16 protein-coding genes are annotated in these 18,784 nt (G+C 62.1%); 5 read left to right on the plus strand and 11 right to left on the minus strand.

Features of this window, described 5'->3' with window-relative positions; genetic code table 11:
- Positions 1-116: 116 nt before the first annotated feature.
- Genes AC0L2V_RS08380 through AC0L2V_RS08415 form a run of 8 tightly spaced genes read right to left on the minus strand, consistent with a single transcriptional unit; the run spans position 117 to position 9,061 of the window.
- Positions 117-1,163: a UDP-glucuronic acid decarboxylase family protein gene (locus AC0L2V_RS08380; RefSeq protein ID WP_473519873.1), complete on the minus strand. Its 1,047-nt coding sequence runs from the start codon at positions 1,161-1,163 to the stop codon at positions 117-119.
- Between the two features lie 23 nt (positions 1,164-1,186).
- Positions 1,187-2,296 (minus strand): CgeB family protein, encoded by a 1,110-nt coding sequence (locus AC0L2V_RS08385; RefSeq protein ID WP_473519874.1) that lies wholly within the window; start codon positions 2,294-2,296, stop codon positions 1,187-1,189.
- Positions 2,293-3,387 carry a CgeB family protein gene (locus tag AC0L2V_RS08390; RefSeq protein WP_473519875.1) on the minus strand — a complete coding sequence of 365 codons (1,095 nt, stop codon included), beginning with the start codon at positions 3,385-3,387 and terminating at the stop codon, positions 2,293-2,295. Before AC0L2V_RS08390 ends, AC0L2V_RS08385 begins: the two co-directional genes overlap by 4 nt.
- Positions 3,384-4,514: a CgeB family protein gene (locus AC0L2V_RS08395; protein ID WP_473519876.1), complete on the minus strand. Its 1,131-nt coding sequence runs from the start codon at positions 4,512-4,514 to the stop codon at positions 3,384-3,386. The genes AC0L2V_RS08390 and AC0L2V_RS08395 overlap by 4 nt, the downstream gene beginning before the upstream one ends.
- A 2-nt stretch (positions 4,515-4,516) precedes the next feature.
- The gene (locus tag AC0L2V_RS08400) at positions 4,517-5,578 is read right to left on the minus strand and encodes a glycosyltransferase family 4 protein (protein WP_473519877.1); all 1,062 of its coding nucleotides are present in this window, start codon (positions 5,576-5,578) and stop codon (positions 4,517-4,519) included.
- A 23-nt stretch (positions 5,579-5,601) separates the two neighbouring features.
- Positions 5,602-6,894, minus strand: a complete 1,293-nt coding sequence (locus AC0L2V_RS08405; protein ID WP_473519878.1) for a TIGR04295 family B12-binding domain-containing radical SAM protein — start codon at positions 6,892-6,894, stop codon at positions 5,602-5,604.
- Positions 6,891-7,958, minus strand: coding sequence for an NAD-dependent epimerase/dehydratase family protein (locus AC0L2V_RS08410; RefSeq protein WP_473519879.1), 1,068 nt, complete (start codon positions 7,956-7,958; stop codon positions 6,891-6,893). The genes AC0L2V_RS08405 and AC0L2V_RS08410 overlap by 4 nt, the downstream gene beginning before the upstream one ends.
- Positions 7,955-9,061, minus strand: coding sequence for an NAD-dependent epimerase/dehydratase family protein (locus tag AC0L2V_RS08415; RefSeq protein ID WP_473519880.1), 1,107 nt, complete (start codon positions 9,059-9,061; stop codon positions 7,955-7,957). Before AC0L2V_RS08415 ends, AC0L2V_RS08410 begins: the two co-directional genes overlap by 4 nt.
- Positions 9,062-9,306: 245 nt before the next feature.
- Here AC0L2V_RS08415 and AC0L2V_RS08420 point away from each other — a divergent pair, with 245 nt between their 5' ends.
- On the plus strand, positions 9,307-9,576 hold the full coding sequence (locus AC0L2V_RS08420; protein ID WP_027153502.1) for a hypothetical protein: 270 nt from the start codon (positions 9,307-9,309) through the stop codon (positions 9,574-9,576).
- 115 nt (positions 9,577-9,691) lie between these two features.
- Here the strand turns inward: AC0L2V_RS08420 and AC0L2V_RS08425 are convergent, their stop codons facing one another.
- Entirely contained in the window at positions 9,692-10,288 is a 597-nt protein-coding gene (locus AC0L2V_RS08425; RefSeq protein ID WP_473519881.1) for a response regulator, read from the minus strand.
- 1 nt (position 10,289) lies between these two features.
- Positions 10,290-10,487 (minus strand): hypothetical protein, encoded by a 198-nt coding sequence (locus AC0L2V_RS08430; protein ID WP_288141940.1) that lies wholly within the window; start codon positions 10,485-10,487, stop codon positions 10,290-10,292.
- Between the two features lie 167 nt (positions 10,488-10,654).
- Between AC0L2V_RS08430 and AC0L2V_RS08435 the strand changes: the two genes are divergently transcribed.
- Together AC0L2V_RS08435 and AC0L2V_RS08440 are read left to right on the plus strand one after the other, a co-directional pair.
- The gene (locus tag AC0L2V_RS08435; RefSeq protein WP_473519882.1) at positions 10,655-13,753 is read left to right on the plus strand and encodes a CheR family methyltransferase; all 3,099 of its coding nucleotides are present in this window, start codon (positions 10,655-10,657) and stop codon (positions 13,751-13,753) included.
- Positions 13,750-14,109 carry a response regulator gene (locus AC0L2V_RS08440; protein WP_473516941.1) on the plus strand — a complete coding sequence of 120 codons (360 nt, stop codon included), beginning with the start codon at positions 13,750-13,752 and terminating at the stop codon, positions 14,107-14,109. Before AC0L2V_RS08435 ends, AC0L2V_RS08440 begins: the two co-directional genes overlap by 4 nt.
- A gap of 12 nt (positions 14,110-14,121) precedes the next feature.
- Here the strand turns inward: AC0L2V_RS08440 and AC0L2V_RS08445 are convergent, their stop codons facing one another.
- Positions 14,122-14,361: a hypothetical protein gene (locus AC0L2V_RS08445; RefSeq protein ID WP_473516940.1), complete on the minus strand. Its 240-nt coding sequence runs from the start codon at positions 14,359-14,361 to the stop codon at positions 14,122-14,124.
- A 106-nt stretch (positions 14,362-14,467) separates the two neighbouring features.
- Between AC0L2V_RS08445 and AC0L2V_RS08450 the strand changes: the two genes are divergently transcribed.
- Both AC0L2V_RS08450 and AC0L2V_RS08455 read left to right on the plus strand, forming a co-directional pair.
- Entirely contained in the window at positions 14,468-14,737 is a 270-nt protein-coding gene (locus AC0L2V_RS08450; RefSeq protein ID WP_287217046.1) for a hypothetical protein, read from the plus strand.
- A 1,187-nt stretch (positions 14,738-15,924) separates the two neighbouring features.
- Positions 15,925-18,477, plus strand: a complete 2,553-nt coding sequence (locus tag AC0L2V_RS08455; protein ID WP_473519883.1) for a caspase family protein — start codon at positions 15,925-15,927, stop codon at positions 18,475-18,477.
- Positions 18,478-18,784 lie beyond the last annotated feature (307 nt).

Consider the following 18,784-nt stretch of genomic DNA (forward strand, 5'->3'; position numbering starts at 1 on the left):
CTCCCTGCCGATATTCGCCCAACGGCGAGCTAGACCGGATGTTCCCACAACGAGAAAAAGTGAAGACGCCTGTCGGGATGGTCTCACCATGCCCGAGGGCATAGCTCTCCCCGACTTCAGGCCGGCAGGTTTTGCAGTCGGCCTGAAACGGACCTCACGCTTGTCGCAGTTGGGGAGATTCGATCCTCGTTACGGCTGGCCTCGAGCTCCATGAAATAGCTGATCGTCTGCATCAGGCCTTGCTTGAGTGGCACCTTTGGCGACCAGTCGAGAAGGGCTTTTGCACGGGAAATGTCCGGTTGCCTCCGGCGAGGATCGTCTTGCGGCAGTGGCAGGAATTTGAAGGCCGAGTTGCTGTGGGTCATATCCCTCACCAATCCGGCCAGTTGAAGAACGGTGAATTCCCCGGGATTGCCCAAATTGACCGGTTGGTTCGGATTGGGATCGACATCCATGAGGCGGACCAGACCCTCGACCAGATCGGAGACGTAGCAGAACGACCTGGTCTGCAGCCCGTCGCCGAAAATCGTCAGCGGTCTCTTCTCGAGCGCCTGCATCACCAGGTTCGAGACGATCCGGCCGTCGGCAGGATCCATCCGCGGACCATAGGTGTTGAAGATGCGCGCGACCCGGATGTCGGCCGTTTCGGTTCTCAAATAGTCGAAGCACAAGGTTTCGGCGGTTCGCTTGCCCTCGTCATAGCAGGCACGAGGGCCGGTGCAGTTCACGTGACCTACATAGTCTTCCGTTTGCGGGTGCTGTTCCGGATCGCCATACACTTCGCTTGTCGATGCCTGCAGGAGGCGCGCATTGTTTCGGGCGGCAAGCTCAAGTAGATTGAGGGTTCCGATCACGCAGGTCCGCGTGGTGTGAATCGGGTCAGCCTGGTAGCGCGGCGGCGATGCGGCGCACGCCAGGTTGAAAATGCGGTCGACCGGCTCAGCAAGGTCCAATGGTCGGCAAATATCCTGCTCGATCAGCCGGAAACGAGGACTGCCCAGCATCGAGACGATGTTTTCCATCCGACCGGTAAGAAAATTGTCGACACAGATCACACGGCACCCGGCCTGAAGCAGTGTCTCGCAAAGATGCGAACCGAGGAAACCCGCGCCGCCGGCGACAAGCGCCGTTCTGGTCCGTTGTGTCCTTCTTGATTGCCGCATCTCTATTTTCTCCTGTCTGCCAGTCATGCTGCACTTTCGATGTTCAGATCGAGCGCTGGACGTGCCGATCTTGGCCGCGCCAGCAGCGAAACGAATTCGCGGGCTCTCGCGGCGCTTGTATGTGCCGCCAGGATCGTTGCACGCGCTCGCTTGGCCAAAGCAAGCCTGACGCGGTCGGATTGGCTGGACAGGATATCGATCACGTCTTCGGCTTGGCTCGCCGTGTTGATCGTGGCTGTCGGAAAGAAGCTGTCCAGACCGGTCCAGCGATCGCTGATGATCGCTGTGCCACAGGCAGCCGCCTCGAAGAGGCGTACGCTGGGAGACCACCCAGCCGCTATCATGGAGCTGCGCGTGACGTTCAACGTATAGCGCTGGCGGCTGTAGAACGAGGCGTGGTCCGCCGGCGGCAGGTGCTCGATGCGATCGACGTTGCTTGGCCAGACGGTCTCGGACGGGAATTGCGAGCCGGCCACGACGAAGCGACGGTCCGGCATGCGTCTTGCCGGTTCGAGCAGGAGAGCATCCAGCGTCGCCTGCCGGTCCGAGCTGTAAGTGCCGAGATAGCCAAGGTCCCAGCAGATCGGATCGGCCGTTCGGCGATGCCGCTCCGGGTCGACGGAGCAGTAGAGCGGCTCGGCGCACCGTGCACCGAAGTCCGCCGCCAATCGGGCGAGTGTTGGCCCGCCGGTGAACGAGAAATAGACGTCGAAATACGGGATCTGCCGCCGGCATAGGTAGTCGCAATCATCCGCGGCGAACTTGGCCAGCGTGACCGGCGTGTCGATGTCGTAGAAGCAGAACTGGCCCGTGCACAGGGACGCGACGATGTCGATGACGGCTCGCCCCTCCGGAACGAACGACCCGACCACTACGACATCGGCCTGTTGCAGACAGCCGGCATAGGTCCGACGAAGATCGTTCGTCGTTTCGTAGTAGCGCAACGTGCAGAAATCCGGGTCGCGCAGATCGCGATGGTTCGCATACCACGGCACGTCGCGCTCCAGGAAGGTGACGCGATGGCCGAGCTCGTGCAGGCCCTTCAGCAACCCCCTAAAGGTCGTGGCATGGCCGTTTCCCCATGAAGAGGACAACGACAGGCCAAGAAAGACGATGTCGAGCCGCTGGGTCATTCCGCTGCCTCCACGGTGGGGCGCTCGAACTGACGCCTGAAGACAGCGTCGGCGACAGCGGCCCTTAACGCATAGGTATGCTCGGCGAGAACACGCCGAAGCGCAGATGCGCCGATCGCCCTTGCCCGCTGGGGGGTGAGGGTGCGCAAGATCTCAGTGACATCATTGCCATCGCGCGCCACCAGGATCTCTTCCCCGGGGGCCAGGAACAATTCGACGCCGAGCCAGGCATCGGTGATGAGGCATGCGCCGGCACCGGCAGCCTCGAAGACGCGCGTGGCAGGCGAAAAGCCGTTGGCGGCCATGCTGTCGCGGCTGATGTTCAGCACCGCCTTGGGGGTGACGTTGAACGCATTATGGTCCCGCGTCCCGACGTGGCCGAGCCATGCGACATTTGCCGGCAGCTGCTTGTCACCCCAACCAGATCCGCCGAGCAGGAAACGCTGACCGCCCGAACGGTTGGCCGGATCGAGGAAGAAGGCTTCGACGCGTGCTTCACGGTCCGGCAGGCGGTTGCCGAGAAAGGCGAGGTCGCAGGCGAAACGCTTGTCCTTCGCGACCGGATGGTGCGTTTCGGGATCGAGCGCGTTGTAGATCGGCACGCACTCGGCAGCCCCCAGCGCACGATAGGCCCAGACGACCGGATCGCCGCCGCCATAGGTGAGGACAAGGTCGATCTCCCGCAACGCGCGGTGCAGGGGGTGATCCGGCTCGTCGCGCAATTGGCCCAGAGTGGCCGGTGCGTCGACGTCCCAGAACACCGTCAGCGCATCCGTCCGGGCGTGGTCGAGTACGGCGCGCAGCAGCACCTCGTCTTCGAAGCCGACTCCGCTGGCCTTGACGACGATATCAGCTTCGCCTGCGCTTGCTGCCACCTGCATCAGCGCATGCGGGGTCGCCTCGTAGATGACGACGTTGCACCAGTCCGGTGCCTCGATATCGCGGTTCTTCTGCCGGTCGTAAACGTCCGGTTCATAGAACGTGATCTCGTAGCCGAGCTGAGAAAGAGCCTTCAGCAATCCGCGGTAATAAGTCGCCGCGCCGTTCCAATAGGACGACAGCAGGCTCGATCCATAAAATGCAATCTTCATGCGACTGTCTCCTCTATGGCGATGCGATCGATGGCCTGGCGGTTGCCGCATTCGGCGAGCACGTCGAACAACTCGTCCGCCCGGTGGCGGCAAGTGTGTCGCCTCCCGATGGTTTCGAGGCCCGATTTCACCAGAGAGGCGGCCAGGTCGGCATCGTCCAGCACGTCGCGAAGATGACGGCACATCTCGGACCCGTCGCACGCGAAAAGAAAGTCGATACCTGGCCTGAAGAGTTGTTCGACATCGGCCCAAGGCGCCGACACGAGCGGGATGCCACAGGCGAGCGCCTCGAACATGCGGATCGTCGGGATGCCGGGCAGGTTCTCCCGATACGGGCGCCGCGGGATGTGGACGGTAACGCGGTGGGCCGCGAATGCCTTGGGCACGTCGGCATTGGCAATCCAGCCTTCGTATTCCAGGCCGGCGGCAGCAAGATCGGCGAGCGCTTCGCGTGGATAGCGCACGCCATGAACAGTGCCACGCAGGCGAAGTTCTTCCACCGGATCGATCAGGAATTCCTTGATTTCGGCACTGCGCTCGTCATCGCCCCAGTTGCCGATCCAGATCAGATCGGCAGTCGGGTCGATCTCCGGGTGCGGCTTGAACAGGCGCTCATCCGCCGCCTCGTGCCAGGTGAAGGCACGTTTGCCCCAGCCGGCGCGAAGATAGCTTTCCCGCAACGCCTCGCCGAAGGCGAGCACGCCGTCATAATGCTCCAGCCGCAGGGCCGAGATCGCCTGCGTCGCCGACACGGCGCGATGGTGGGTGTCATGGAACAGAAGCGTGAAACCGCCTCCATTCGCCTTGGCCCCGCCGATGCGCTCGACAAGTTCCGGGTCAGTCCATTCGTGGACGATCACCACATCGGCGTCGGCAATCCAGCTTTCATGGTCGAAGGACGCGTCGTAGGTCACCGGCATCAGCTCCGGAAAATCTTTTCTGAAGCGCTCGACCGCGTAGGGCCCTTTCTCTGCCAGCAGGTTCGAACGGCTCCAGCCATCTGCTGGCTCCAGCGCGATCGCCTGGTGCCCGCGTGCAACAAGCTCCCGCATGATGCCGCGCAGGAAATGTGCGTTGCCGTGGTTCCAGTCCGAAACGACCGAATGGGTATAGAACAGGAACCGCATTGTCAGCGTTCCGCAACGGCCAGGGCGGCCCGATCGTAGATGTCGTGCATGGCCGCCGCCTGCCTTGCTGGTGAAAACTTGCGCGCTCGGCGTGCGGCGGCTTCGCCGAGCCGGCGCCTGTGTTGGGCATCGTCAGAGAGACAATCGACGCACCTGGCGAGATCGCCTGGATCGTGGACGTCGTAGAACAAAGCCGCGCCATTCCACAATTCGCGATAGTTCGGGATGTCGGCAAGCACCAAAGGTGTCGCCGACGTCGCTGCCTCCAGTGCGGCAAGGCCAAATGGTTCATAAATGGAGGGCGATACGAAGATGCCGGCCCGCGCCATCAAGCGACGCACCTCGTCGTGGCAGACCGGGCCCAGAGCAACGACATTGCTGAAATTGACACGTTGGCCATCGCCGCCCTCGATCGGCCCGGCAGCGAAGACTGGCCATTTCGTCAGCGCTGCTGCCTGGTCCAGCGTAGCTGCGTTCTTTCCTTCGTCCCACCAGCGCGCGGCGGCGAGAACCACCGGTTCGCGTCGCTCTGCCTCTGGACCCGGCCGTGTGCCGTTGCTGACAACGCTCAGGCGGGCGATCGGCCCGTAGCAGGCCTCGAGCATGTCGGCATGGCTGCGGCTGGGTGCGACTACCGCATTGGCCCAATCGAAGCCGCGTCTGTTGCGGTCCTTCTGCCAGGCCCATTCGCCGTCCGCAGCCCGCCCCCTGACGGCGTGGAGCCAGGTCACGACGCATGAGTGCGAGACCGCCACGACCGGGCAGGGCAGATCAAGTCCCACCGCCTGCGTCGGCGCGTTGAGATGGACGAGGTCGATCGCGTAATCGCCAACGAGCGCGCGCAGTTCCTGCGGCAACATTTCCAGATCGTCCTCATTGCGGGTCATCCAGTCCGGCGGTGTCTTGAGCCACGCCAGGCCGGCGAAAGCCTGTGCCTCCTTCGCCTGCTCCTCCGACGGTTCCGGGCCCAGCCCGGCGAGCACGATGCTGTCGCCGCCATGAGCCAACTCCCGCGCCAGATCAAGCGCGTAGCGCCAGACGCCGCCGACGGCATCGACGGTCATCAGGATTCGCCGCGGTCGGCGGATCAGTGACTGCAACATGTCGCCTCCAACTCGGCCAGCGCGCGGGGGCGCTTCTCCTGGATATCGCTGAACGTCCGGAACGAGGCCAGATAATGCTCGTGGGCGCGCTCCCAGGCGAGATCGTCGGGCTCGCCCCAAAGCTCGCGATAGCTGGGCGAACTGGGATAGGGATAGAGCGGCACCGGCTCGTTGGCCCACACGCCGCGGTCGATGAGGTGCTTGCGCCAGTGGTCGACCAGAGCCGGATCGTCCTCGACGACGCCGATCAGATTGGCTTGGACGAACGGAACGTGACGTCGTGCATCGACCAGCAAAGCGGCCAGTTCCTCGGTGCCCAGCCGGCAACGCTTTGCCAGCATGGCCCGGCCTTCCACCGTCAGGCTTTCAAGGCCGGCTTCGATCGAAACGCAGCCGGCCGCACCAAGCAATTCCAGGAGCTCCGGCTTCCAAAGATCGATGCGGGTCTGCACGCCGAACTTGACGTCGCGATCGACCAGTGCCTCCAGCAGCGCCTTCTGCGGCAGGAATATCTCGTCGATAAAATAGATGTAGCCGACGCCTTGCCAGATCAGCCGATCGATTTCAGCGATGATCGCATCGTGGCTCCTGCGGCGGTAGGCGTCGCGGAAATCCATCTTGGCGCAGAAGCTGCAATTGTAGGGGCAGCCGCGAGATGCCTCGACCTCCGCGCCGAAACCCAGCTGATTGTCATCGAATCGGTGGTGATGGTGCGAATGCGCGGCTATCCAATCGGACGGCCAGCTGAGCGGCGGATGATCGACAAACGAACTGGTGTTGACGCCGCCATTGCCGACAAGTTTTCCCTCGTCGAGGTGGGCGGTGTGGGGCACGGCGCTCCAATCGTCACCGCGGGCGAGTTCTGCGACGACCTCTTCGCATTCGCCGCGCACGACGACATCGACGCCCAGCTTGCGCAGCGTCGGCGCCGGCGTTGCCGAGCCGTGCGGCCCGACAGCCACTGTGCGGCCGCCGTGCCCGGCGAGGCGGTTGAGGAAGTCGGCGGGTACACGCAGCTCGGGCGGCGCGCAGCGCCAAAACAAATAGGTCGGCGCCGTGCTGACGACGGTCATGGCCGGTGCGAAAGCGGCGACGCGATCGGCAAGTGCCGCGTTGTCGAGCTTCTGGATTTGCCCGTCCAGCATCAGCACCTGATGGCCGTCGGCCTCCAGCGAGGCTTTCGAGTAGCCCAATTCCAGCGGCAGATGTGGCTGGCGGCAGCCGAAATAGATGCTGTCCTCGTAGGTCCAGAACGGATTGACCAGGGCGACTTTCATGCCACGTACCTCGCTGGTTCAGGCTCGAGGCGATGACGCCGGAGCCAGTCGGCGAGATCGCGGACGCCGTCGCGCCAGGAGACATGCGCTTTCCAGTCGAGCGTCGCTTCTAACTTGCGGGTATCGGCGACAAAGAAAGGTTGGTCGCCGGTGCGTTCCCGGTCGTAGCGGATCGCGAGGTTCCGCCCGGTCAGCTCGCCGATCTCCTCGATCAGCATGCGCAGGCTGACGGCGTTGCCCGGTCCGCCACCGAGATTGAATGCCTGGCCCTTGATGTCGTCGATCCGGGCAAGTACCCCGCGATAGGCCGCAACGGCGTCGCTGACATGAAGGATATCGCGCACCTGCTTGCCGTTGCCGTAGATCGTGATCGGCCGGCCGGAAAGCGCGCTGAGCAGAAAATGGGCGACCCAGCCCTGGTCCTCCGTGCCGAACTGGCGCGGCCCGTAGATGCAGCTCATGCGCAGGACCGCGGTCGGCAGATTGTACGACTTGGCATAATCGAGCACATATTGGTCGGCCGCGCCTTTGGAGCAGCCATAGGGGGTGCAGAAATCCAGGCCGCAGGCCTCGTCTATGCCGTTGGCGCTGATGCCGGCATCGCAGGGCACGCACCGATCGTCCTCTTCGCGCACTGTGACGTCGGGCAGGCCGCCATAGACCTTGTTGGTGCTGGCGAAGATCACGGGAATGCGTCTGCCGCTGCGGCGAGCCGCTTCCAGGACGTTGAAGGTTCCGCGAAGATTGATGTCGAAATCTTCGCTTGGCTGGACGAGGCTCGTGGTGACGGCGGTCTGCGCGGCGAGATGGAATATCGCCCTGGCATGCACCAAAAGCGGCGCCAGCACGTCTGCGTCCCGGACATCGGCGGTTTCCACGGCAAGTTGATTGCCGTGCTTCTGCGCCAGCCAGGCCAGGTTCTGATCGACGCCCGGGCGGCTGAGATTGTCGATGACCAGCACTGGCACCCCATCCGACAACAGGCTGTCGGCGAGGTTAGAGCCGATGAAGCCGCTGCCGCCGACGATAGCCACCGGCGCTTCACGAAAACCGTCCGGCCTCATGACACCAGTCCTCGCTCTTCGAGTTCCCGTTTCATGTCGGCGCCGCGGTCGATGGCGACCGTGTTGCGCACCCATGCGACGAACTCGTCGAGTGAATCCTCCAGCCGGTGCAGGGGCTCGAAACCGAGCAGTTCGCGCGCCTTCGAGATATCGGCGAAGCAATTGCGGATATCGCCGGCGCGCGCCTTGCCGAGGATATCAGGCCGATGGTCCGGCACACCCATGGCGTCGGCGAGCAGCCGGGCGACCTCGCTGATCGCATAGGCGCGTCCGCTGCCGATGTTGATGACGTGGCCGCGCGCCTGGCGTTGTTCCAGCGCCAGGCGGAAAGCGCGGGCGACGTCGCGCACATGCACGAAATCGCGTTTCTGCTCGCCATCTTCGAAAATCATCGGCCGCTGGCCGTTGGCGAGGCGGGAAGCGAAATTCGCCAGAACGCCGGTGTAAGGATTTGACAGCGCCTGTCCGGCGCCGAACACGTTGAACAGGCGCAGCGCCACCGCATCGACGCCATAGGCATCGCCGAAGATCAGCACGGCGCGCTCCTGGGCATATTTCGTCAGCGCATAGATCGAGGCGAGGTCGACCGGCTTTTCCTCGTCTGTCGGCAGCGGCGACAGGCTTTCATCCGCCGCCGACAGCGGATTCCATTGGCCGCTCTTGACGTCGCTGGCCTGCCGCCGTGCATTGTCGACGCGCCGACCGCCTGGCGTGGCGTAGAGACCCTCGCCGTAGACGCTCATCGAGGAGGCGACGACGATCCTCTCGACCGGATGCTTGATCAGTGCCTCGAGCAGGGTGGCGGTGCCGAGGTCGTTGGCGCCGACATAGCGGGCGATCTCGTACATGGACTGGCCGACGCCGACCTCGGCGGCGAGATGAACGGTGGCGTCGACGCCCTGCAGCGCCTCGGCGACGGCGGCGCCATCGCGAACGTCGCCTTTGATCAGTTCGGCTCCTGCCGGCAGGCTGATCGCCTCGCTGCCGTGCACCTGTTCCAGCAGCGCATCGAGAATGCAGACAGAGTAACCATGTTCAATGAGTTCCTGGACGACGTGGCGGCCGATGAAACCGCACCCTCCTGTAACCAGTATGCGTTTCACGACAACTCCTTACGCAGTTGGCCTTGGCGCCCCGAACTGTTTGGCAAAAGGTTTGTTCCCTCTGCTTCAACAAAGATGGTTTTGGCGAGGCTGCAACCTGAGGTGAACGCATGGCGAACGAGCCTTGGGCGATGCGCTGGAACATTGCAGCTTCTTTGGTGTTAGGGGCGGTCATCCGGTCCGTGGGCGGCCCGTGGGCGCAAGCCAGCCACACGCCTGCAAGGTCTGGATCAAAGGAGGTTCCAATGTCTGAATCGAAGACAACCACCAATCATGACGAGATCCGCCAATGGGCCGAAGATCGTGGTGGCCGACCGGCGGTTGTACGAACCAGGGGCGAGGGCGGCATCTTGCGGATCGATTTTGGCGAGCCCGAGGAGAAGCTCGAACCCATCGAATGGGATGAGTTCTTCCGGATCTTCGACGAGAACGATCTGACTTTCCTTTACCAGGACGAAACCGGCTCCGGAAAAAACAGCCGGTTCAACAAATTCATCGACCGCAAGAACGGCTGAGGAAGCTGCTACTCAGCGCTGTCGGGTAGCTCTTAGGCGCGCCTCTCGTTCTGATAGAGGACTTAACTATAGATGGCTGTTTTCGCCTACTTTTCAGACTGTTAGAAAACCAATCTCAGTGCAGCAGGCTGGTTCCGCCCGATCCGGCAATGTTTCGCATGATGCCGTTCAGCCAGTCTTCGGTCGATACACCGGGCCGCCGCCTGTCGATGTCGCCGATGGCGCGCTCCAGTGTTCGCTCGACCAGCCGATCGGAAGCACCGACGTCGCCCAGAAGCAGCCGCGCCGCGAGCCTGAGCTTCGGCAGAAGTGAAAACACGTTGTCCGACAAGTTCACGGCAGGGCGACCGGCAAAGGCGGATTTTTCCGGAGGGAACAAGGCGTCGAAGACGGCGTAGCTATCCGACGATTTTCGAAGATTGCTGGCGTGGCGGAGACGTTCGGGAATGACGATGTCCTCGTCACCGCTGAAAAAGACGAAGGGAACGCCGCGGCGCATCAGTTCGTCGGCGATCGGAAACACCCGCCGGCCGTTGAGATTGACGTCGAGGATCGCGGCCTCAGCCACCTCGGTATGCATGGAGGCGTGTTCGACCGTCGCCGCAGGGCCAAGGACGACCGCGCCCATATTGCCGAAATATCTCGCAAGATCGCCGGCCAATACCCAATCGTCTTCGACAATCAGGATGCGCACTCCTCGGAGATCGCGCACCTCATCGCCCTTTCTTCGAGCGGGATTTGCAAGTGTCCGCACGGGCCTGTTCGGAATCTTCCTGCAAGGCTGCCTGCAATCGCTTCGCCAAAACAAGCATGCGCGGCGGAATGGATTCGTTTCCCGGCAAACTCAGCAGATCCTCGAAGCGCAACGACGCTCGTCTTGTCAGCTTCAGCTCAGGTGTGCGCTTTGACATTGGAGTTCCACAATAATCCCGACTTTAACGCCGTCTGCACGGACTTGTTCCGGCCCACGCGCACGTTATATGCTGGGCGTTGCGTTCAGCCCGGTCGTGGGCTTTGGGTCGATTTGGCGGCCTTGTCGTCTAGGCTGTTCAACCGAGGGCTTGCGGTGACATCTCAGGTGAAGAGATTTCCAATTGTGGGCGTCGGCGCGTCGGCCGGCGGCATTCCTGCAATGGAGGGCCTGTTCAAAGGCATCACCGGCCAGCCCGGCATGGCGTTCGTCATCGTCACCCATCTCAGCCCCGAGCGCGAAAGCCTGCTTCATGAGGTCGTCGGACGTTACACGCAACTCCCGGTTGTCGTCGTCGAGGACAGCACCACTGTCCTGTCCGACCACGTCTATGTGATGCCGCAAAACGTCGTTCTCACGATCGAGCGGGGAGTGCTGCACCTGCGGCCATCCAACGTGCTCAGCCGCGAGCGCAAGCCGATCGATATCTTTTTTAGCGCGTTGGCGGAGGATCAGGGCGAATATGCCGTTGGCGTCATTTTGTCGGGCGGCGATTCCGATGGCACGCTTGGCGCCAAGGCGATCAAGGAGCGTGGCGGGCTGACGGTCGCCCAGGCTCCCGACGGCTACGGTCCGCGCAATCCGGACATGCCGAAAAGTGCGATCTCCAGCGGGCTGATCGACATTGCGGCGCCGGCGGAGGAGATCGGCGCGAAGCTCGAGGGGTTCGCCCGCAGCTTCGACATGCTGAACGGGGTTGCCGGAGGCGGCGAGCACGAGACGGCAGAACTGGGTCGGCTCCGCGACGAGATCTACGGCATTCTGCAGGGCCAATCCGGCCACGATTTCTCAGGCTACAAGACCAAGACGTTCCTGCGGCGCATCAAGCGGCGCATGCAAATCGGACAGCTTGATTCCATTGAAGAGTATGTTGAATGGCTGAAGAAGGACCCTCGCGAGGTGGCGAACCTTTTTCGTGACCTTTTGATCAACGTCACCGATTTTTTCCGTGATCCCGACGCGTTCAAGCTGCTCGAGGAGAAGGTCGTACCGCAGCTGTTCGAGGGCAAGACCGCCAGCGACGCCGTCAGGATCTGGGTGCCTGGCTGCGCCACCGGCGAGGAGGTGTTCTCGATCGGCATGCTGTTGCGCGAACACATGGAGACGCTTTCGGTTGTGCCACGCGTCCAGATATTTGCGACCGACATCGATGAGCCCGCACTTGCGGTGGCGCGCGTTGCGCGTTACCCGGCGGCGTTGTTGCAGGGGGTTTCGCCCGAACGCAAGCAGCGCTTTTTCAGCAGCGACGGCGAGAGTTACGTGCTTGCCAACGAGGTCCGGGAGCTGTGCGTCTTTTCCCCTCACAGCATCGTCCGCGACCCGCCGTTTTCACGCATGGACATGGTTTCATGCCGCAACCTGCTGATCTATTTCGGCTCGGACATCCAGAACCGGGTGATTCCGATCTTCCACTACGCGTTGAAGCCGGGCGGTTATCTTTTCCTCGGCACGTCCGAAAGCGTCGGCCAGCACGACAACCTCTTCGCCACTGTCGACAAGAAGCAGCGCATTTTTCAGGCGCGGGAACATGCCTCGCCACACATTAGGCTGCCGATGCTGATCGGCGATGGCCGTTCAGGCGCCTTCCTGCCTGAAGGAACGGGGCCGAACAAGCGAACCGCCAGCTATCCGCTTCGACAGGCGGTCGAGGCACAAGTGCTGGAGCGTTTCGCGCCACCGCATGTCGTGGTGAATGGCGACGGTGACGTCGTCTACTATTCGGCGCGGACCGGCAGCTATCTCGAGGCGCCGCAAGGCATTCCGAGCCGGCAGGTGCTGACTTTGGCCCGCGCCGGCCTAAGGCTCGACCTGCGCGCAGCGTTGCGGGAAGCCGCCACGACGCGCCGCACTGTCGTGCGGGAAAATGTCGTCGTCGACGAGGACGACGAACAGGCCCAGTCGATCAAACTCACTGTCGAGCCCCTGGCGGAACGCGGCAAGGGCGAACGGCTTTATCTCGTCCTGTTCGAACCGACGGGGCCGGTGCAGGCGCGGTCCGATGTTGGGCCCGAAAACCGTAGCAGCGAAGGCACTGCCGATCTCGAGCGGGAGCTGCGCGAAACGCGGGAGCGACTGCAATCGACGATCGAGGAGTACGAAACCGCACTGGAAGAAGTGAAATCCTCGAACGAGGAACTGGTCTCCGTCAACGAGGAGGCGCAGTCGACCAATGAGGAGCTTGAGGCCTCGAAGGAGGAGATGCAGTCGCTCAACGAGGAGCTCAACACCATCAATTCGGAGCTGACCAGCAAGATAGAAGAACTCGACCACGCCAACAGCGATTTGCGCAATCTGTTCGAGAGCACGAAGATCGCAACCATTTTCCTCGATCGCAATCTGGTGGTGCGGACCTTTACTCCGCCGGCCTCGTCCTTCTTCAGCCTGCGTCCCTCCGACGTCGGCCGGCCGCTGACCGAGCTTTCGAGCCAGCTCGACTATCCCGAGCTGAAACCGCATATCGATGCCGTCTTCGAAACCGGAGAGACCCTGAACCATCATCTGGCGCGCGACAACCAGGGCCGGTTTTATATGGTTCGCATCAATCCGTATCGCGACAAGGACGACAGGATCCAGGGCGTCGTGGTCACGCTGGTCGATGTCACCACATTGGCCGAGACGGAAGAGCAAAACCGGGTGCTCATTTCGGAGCTGAACCACCGCGTCAAGAACATGCTGGCGGTGGTCGCCAGCATCGCCAACCGCACCCGTGAAAGTTCGGAATCGAAGGAAGAGTTCGCCGAAGCGCTGATCGGTCGCCTGCACGCCATGTCGCGGGCTTACGGTCTGCTGTCGAAGGAGCGCTGGAAAGAAGCTTCGATCAACGAACTGCTGCATCAGGAGCTCGAACCTTTCAGCATTGACCGGTTCGAACTTGACGGCGCTGAAGTGAAGCTTAGCCCGCAACAGGGCCTTTCCCTTAGCATGGCCATTCATGAACTGGCGACCAACGCCGCCAAATATGGCGCGCTGTCGAAGCCCGAGGGCAGGGTCGTTCTGAAATGGTCCGGCGAGGGCGATGTTTTCACGCTTGCCTGGCGCGAGAGAGGTGGGCCGCCGGTCAGAAAGCCCGAAATTAACGGCTTCGGGCTTTCGCTGTTGCAGGGCGAGATCGGCTACCGGCTGGGCGGAAACGTCGAGACCACCTTCAACCGTGACGGTCTTGAGGTCCAGATCACATTCCCGATGCTGCGCAAGGAGACGCCGTGACCGACCCGCTGCGCGTTCTGGTGGTCGAGGATGAATGGCTCATCGCCGAGGACATCGCTGCTTGTCTGCGCGATTCGGGACATCAGGTGATCGGCCCGGCCCCTTCGGTGGCGGCGGCCCTTCGTCTTATCGGCGAAAATCCTGTCGACGTGGCGCTGCTGGATGTTCAACTGCATGGCGAAACGAGCCTGGCGATCGCAGAAGAACTAAAAATCCGCCATATTCCGTTCGCGTGCCTGACCGGCTTTGGGCCGCGCGATGTTCCATCCGCGTTCGCCAACGCTAGATTTGTTCGCAAGCCGGCAGATCAGGCGGCCATTCTCACAGCCTTGGCGGAATTGGTCCCGACGTCCTAGCTCGTTTGCCCTTCAGTCCAGCGGCTTTTCGGTCGGTCGCGGCGTGGCGCCTTGCTGGCGCGGCCGGCCGGCATTGCGGTTGGCCACCGGATTGTCCAGCGGAGCGGTCGAGGGGTTCGATGTTCCCGCGCTTTTCGGCGTTGGTGGCTTCGCTCCCGCATCCGTATCGTCAGCGTCCCGGCTTGGACGTCGCAAGCCGGCGGCATCTGCCTGCCGGATGGCCGGCTTCGATGTGGTATTCTTGTTGGTCATGGTGTCTCCTTCCTGCTGCGACGGAAACAACGGAGGCTTCGTTCACCGCTCGCAGCCCTGCGTGTCAACCGCCGGCACGGTGCGAAGTTCCACGACCTGCCGCTGGATGGGAACCATTTTCGATACTGGCTGTTCGGCTCGCAGGAAGGAGCCGGACATGGAGCGACGTAACGCCATACTTTCGCTGGTGATAGCAGCGATCATCATCGTCGGCTTTCTCATCGGCTTTTTGTATGCCGATATGGGCTGGCGCACCTCGCCACTCGAAAGAGCCCAGGAGCAAAACCAGGGTGGGAACGCCCCGGCCGACACCTCGCCTGCCGCGGGCATCGAAAAGAACCCCCAAGAGAATACCGAGATGCCGGATCAGCAATAACCGCGATCTTTCCGGCAGGAACCGGGCAAGCTGGATGGTCTTGCCAGAACCAATGGCTGTATCGCTGGTGATATCGGACTTACGGTGGCTGCTGGTACCCGGCTGCCAACGCAGCGGCCTCTTCGTCCGTCGTTGAAATTTCTCCTGCTGACGTAAGCGATTTCTGGCATTTGCGTATGGGAAGCACGGCGTGCTCAGTCTCCGGAGACGAGAGCCGGCCGATCCTGCTGCTTCTTGCCAACGCATCTTGATTGGCCCTTGCTGCGAGCCACTCCGCCCGCTCCCGCGGCAAGCCGATAAGGCAAATACCAGCGAAGTGCGCCGGCACATCCACGGTCGTATCGAACACGGCCCATGTGTTGGTCGGTTCCTGAACGGGCAAAAACCTCATAACAGCTCCTGCTAATATATAGCACGAACTTACGGACGGAGCACTGTTCCGGCATCAATCAAACGAAGGAGAATTTTTCGCTTTGCCATGCTGCGGCGCGCCGAGCCTCGCGACTTGATCCACAGCTTCTGCATCGCGGCTGCGACGTGCCCGAAATAGATGGCAGATGTCGATGAGCGAACGCATCCAGGAGCCCGCCAAGCGGCGGCGCTTTTGCGTGCCGGCTATCCGCCTTCAGTGCCCCATCTCGCGGGAGCGCTGCTCGGAACCAGGAATCCACTTTTTAGCAACTCCAGGGCGTCGAGTGCCTCCTCATCCTGCAAATTTGTCAGAGCCACCCCGTCTGCGAAGACAACCCTATTGTCGTCTATGTCATAGACCTCCCAAAGCCCTTCCTTGATCCGTCGAATGGCGTGCCGATGCTCCATAAGCAGACGCTAATTGAGTCGCGGAAATGGTGGCTAGTAAAAATCAGGGGCAGGCCGACATTAGCAGTGGAAAACCTCAGGCGCCCTGACGCGTGATGCGTGCGCAAGTCAAGGGTATGCCGGCCGCGCCTGGTCCGAGGGGACCGTATCGACCACGAGCAAATAGCCAGGTTGAGAATCCGTTTGACGCTCATTGCGGACAGTCGGGCTCTGATGTAATTTAGGGATCGATCAAGTGAGGAATATACCGCTGTCGCGACGGCTTTTCTCTCTTTTCTGTCTCGGCAGATAGCATGCTCTCTAACGGACCTTGGCACTGCAAGCTGTGTTCTTGTGGTCGCCAGGTAACGACGGTTAAGGGATTTGCCATGCTCCGACGTTGCGGCTTCGTTGCGGCCTTGATGCTCGCAAGCGTCACGACTTTCGACGCTTCTGCAGTCGAACGAAGGGTCGCCTTTGTAATCGGCAACTCCGATTACCAGGAAATCTCGGCCCTCAAGAACCCGGCCAAAGATGTGGTGGACGTGTCCAACACGTTTCGAGCGGCTGGTTTTGATGTTTTCGTCGCGAGCAATCTTACAAAGCTGCAATTTGAAGATCAGTTCCGCAACTATCTTGCCGCCGTGGACGGCGCGGATGTGGCTGTCGTCTACTATTCCGGCCACGGCTTTCAGATCGGCGGCGAAAATTTCCTGATCCCTGTCGATGCCTCGTTGAAAGATGCGGCGGACGTCGAGGTCCAGGCAATCAAGCTGAACGATGTGCTGCAGCAGATGCGTTCGAAATCGAAGATTCAGGTGATCATCCTCGATGCCTGCCGCAACAATCCATTCCCTCGCAAGGACTATTGGCTCAGGGACCAGCTTCTTACTGCCAGCGGCACCGGACTTGCGCAAGTAAGAAGCTCACTGAATACGCTGATTGCTTTCGCCACCGAACCCGGCGCGGTCGCCTATGACGGCGCCGGCGACCTCAGTCCTTTCTCATCGGCGTTTTCTCGTCGCGCGCTCGCCCCGAACCAGGAGATCCGCACGGTCATGTCGGCCGTCCGCCGGGATGTGGTTGAGGTTACCAAGGGCCTGCAGGTTCCCTGGGAGAACTCGTCGCTGATCGACGAAGTCGTTCTGATGCGTCGCATCAGCCGCCCATCGCTGCCGCCGGTATTGGAGAAAGTCGTGCTGTCCGGGGCAGGCCCCATCGATCTGGACCTCCCGGAACCGGTCCAGGTCGATGGCGGGACAATAACCGTCAGCATCGAAAGACCACCCGCCTTGGGACGCCTGATGCTGGACGGCAAGGTCATCGAGGCGGGAGACCTGATCCAGGGCAAGGATCTGCCGCGTTTACAGTTGGATGTCCCCAAGGGAACTGGCGAGCCGGAAGAGATGGATATGCTGGCCTACGCCGCACGCGACAGTTGGGGCGGCGAAGCCAAGGGCATGCTGGTGTTCCGGGTCAAGAGTGGCGAAGGAGCCGAGGGCGAACAGGTGATGGCCGCGCTCGAGGCCGAGCAGAAGCAGCAGGTGCTGCAGCGCGGCATTCATGTCACCGGTGCGGCCGAGGCGATCGAGAACCGGGACGTCGACGTTCCGGTCGGCGTTGGCGCCGTTGCCCTGAACCTCGATGTCCCGACAGACGATGCGGCGGTCAGCCTGAAAGTCACAAACTATCCGGCAACGGGAACACTCTCGCTGCCGGATCGCACCTTGTCGCCCGAATCGAGCTTGACGGTCGGCGAAGTCGAGGGGCTGCGCTATGAACCCCAGATCGGAGCCAGCGCACCGGTCGAGATCGCCTTCGAAATTCGGGCGGACAGCGGCGCAGCCAAACCCGCCAGTATGAAACTGTCGCCAAGCGTCGATCCGTGCGATCTGGCTGCCGGCGAACCTCTCGACCTTCAAGGCGTCGTCCCCGGCCTGCTGCCAAATGAAATCGGCGCCGACGCGGTAAAGCTGTGCGAGGCTGCGGTGAAGGCGTATCCCGATGTCGCCCGCTTCCGTTATGAACTGGGACGCGCGCTGCTTGCAGCCGGCAAGGTCGACCAGGCCAGGAAAGCCATACAGCAGGCCGCCGACAGGGGGCACGTGCGCGCTGTGTTCGAGCTCGGCTACCTCCATGCGACAGGAACTGGCTTGGCTGCCGACCGCAAGCAGGCCAACACCTTCTACGCCGCTGCGGCCGACAAGGGCGATCCCTACGGGATGACGTCGTGGGGCCGTGCCTTGTTCCATGGCTACGGCGTCGAGCGCGACACCGGCAAGGGGCTGGACCTGCTGCTCAAGGCGGCCGCGATGGGGCACACCTATGCCATGAACGATCTCGGCGCGATCTTCACCGAAGGCCGCAACGGCGTGCCCGCCGATCAGGCCCGTGCCGTTGCCTTCCTGGAGGCCGGCGTCCAGCGCCAGGACATGTATTCGATGAACTTGCTCGGTCGCAATTACCTCAGCGGCCGCGGCGTCGAGAAGGATCCGAAGGCTGCGCTGGCGCTTTTTCAGAAGGCCATGGACCTCGGCCAGCCCTATGCGCCGGGCAGTCTTGCGCGCATGTACCGTGATGGCGTTGGCGTGGAGCAGGACCTTGATGAAGCCCAACGTCTGTTTGAACTGGCAACCTCGCGCGGTGACCAGTCCGGCGCCTATGATCGCGCGGCCCTCGAGATGCAAAAGGGCGACAAGGCCGACCAGGCCGTCGCCGTGCGTTTCCTGGCATTCACAGTTGCGCTCGATCTTCGCAATGAGCTGCCTGACGCCCGGGCGACGTTGGCGCAATTCGGGGCCAAGCCGAAAGCGGCGGCGTTGAAGCAGCTGCGTGGGGAACTCAAGTCGAAGATTCCGTTGAGCGGTTCTGTCGACAAGCAACTGGTCAAAGTGGCGAGGGCGGTCTGGGAACAAGCCAATCCGCGTCGGGATTTGTTCTGATCAACATGGAGGCAATGGTGGGCAGAAATCGGAAGCAGGCAACAATCGGGATAACTCTGTCCATCGCCTTGGCGGGGATCATGGGCTGCACATCCTGGCCACCCCTTCAACCGACGCCGCTGATGGCGACGCCCGCGCCGGCGCCGAAGGTCGTTCGCAGAGCCGCGGCGCCGCGGAAGGTCGTCAACCCGGCTCCCAAACCGGTGGCCGCCAGGAAAGTGGTCAAACCGGTCGCGGACGAGCCTGCTGCCCCACCTCCCGTAATCCTGTCGCTTATAACCAACTACGAGCCCACGAGACAGGCAGA

Source organism: Mesorhizobium sp. WSM4814, from assembly GCF_055811595.1.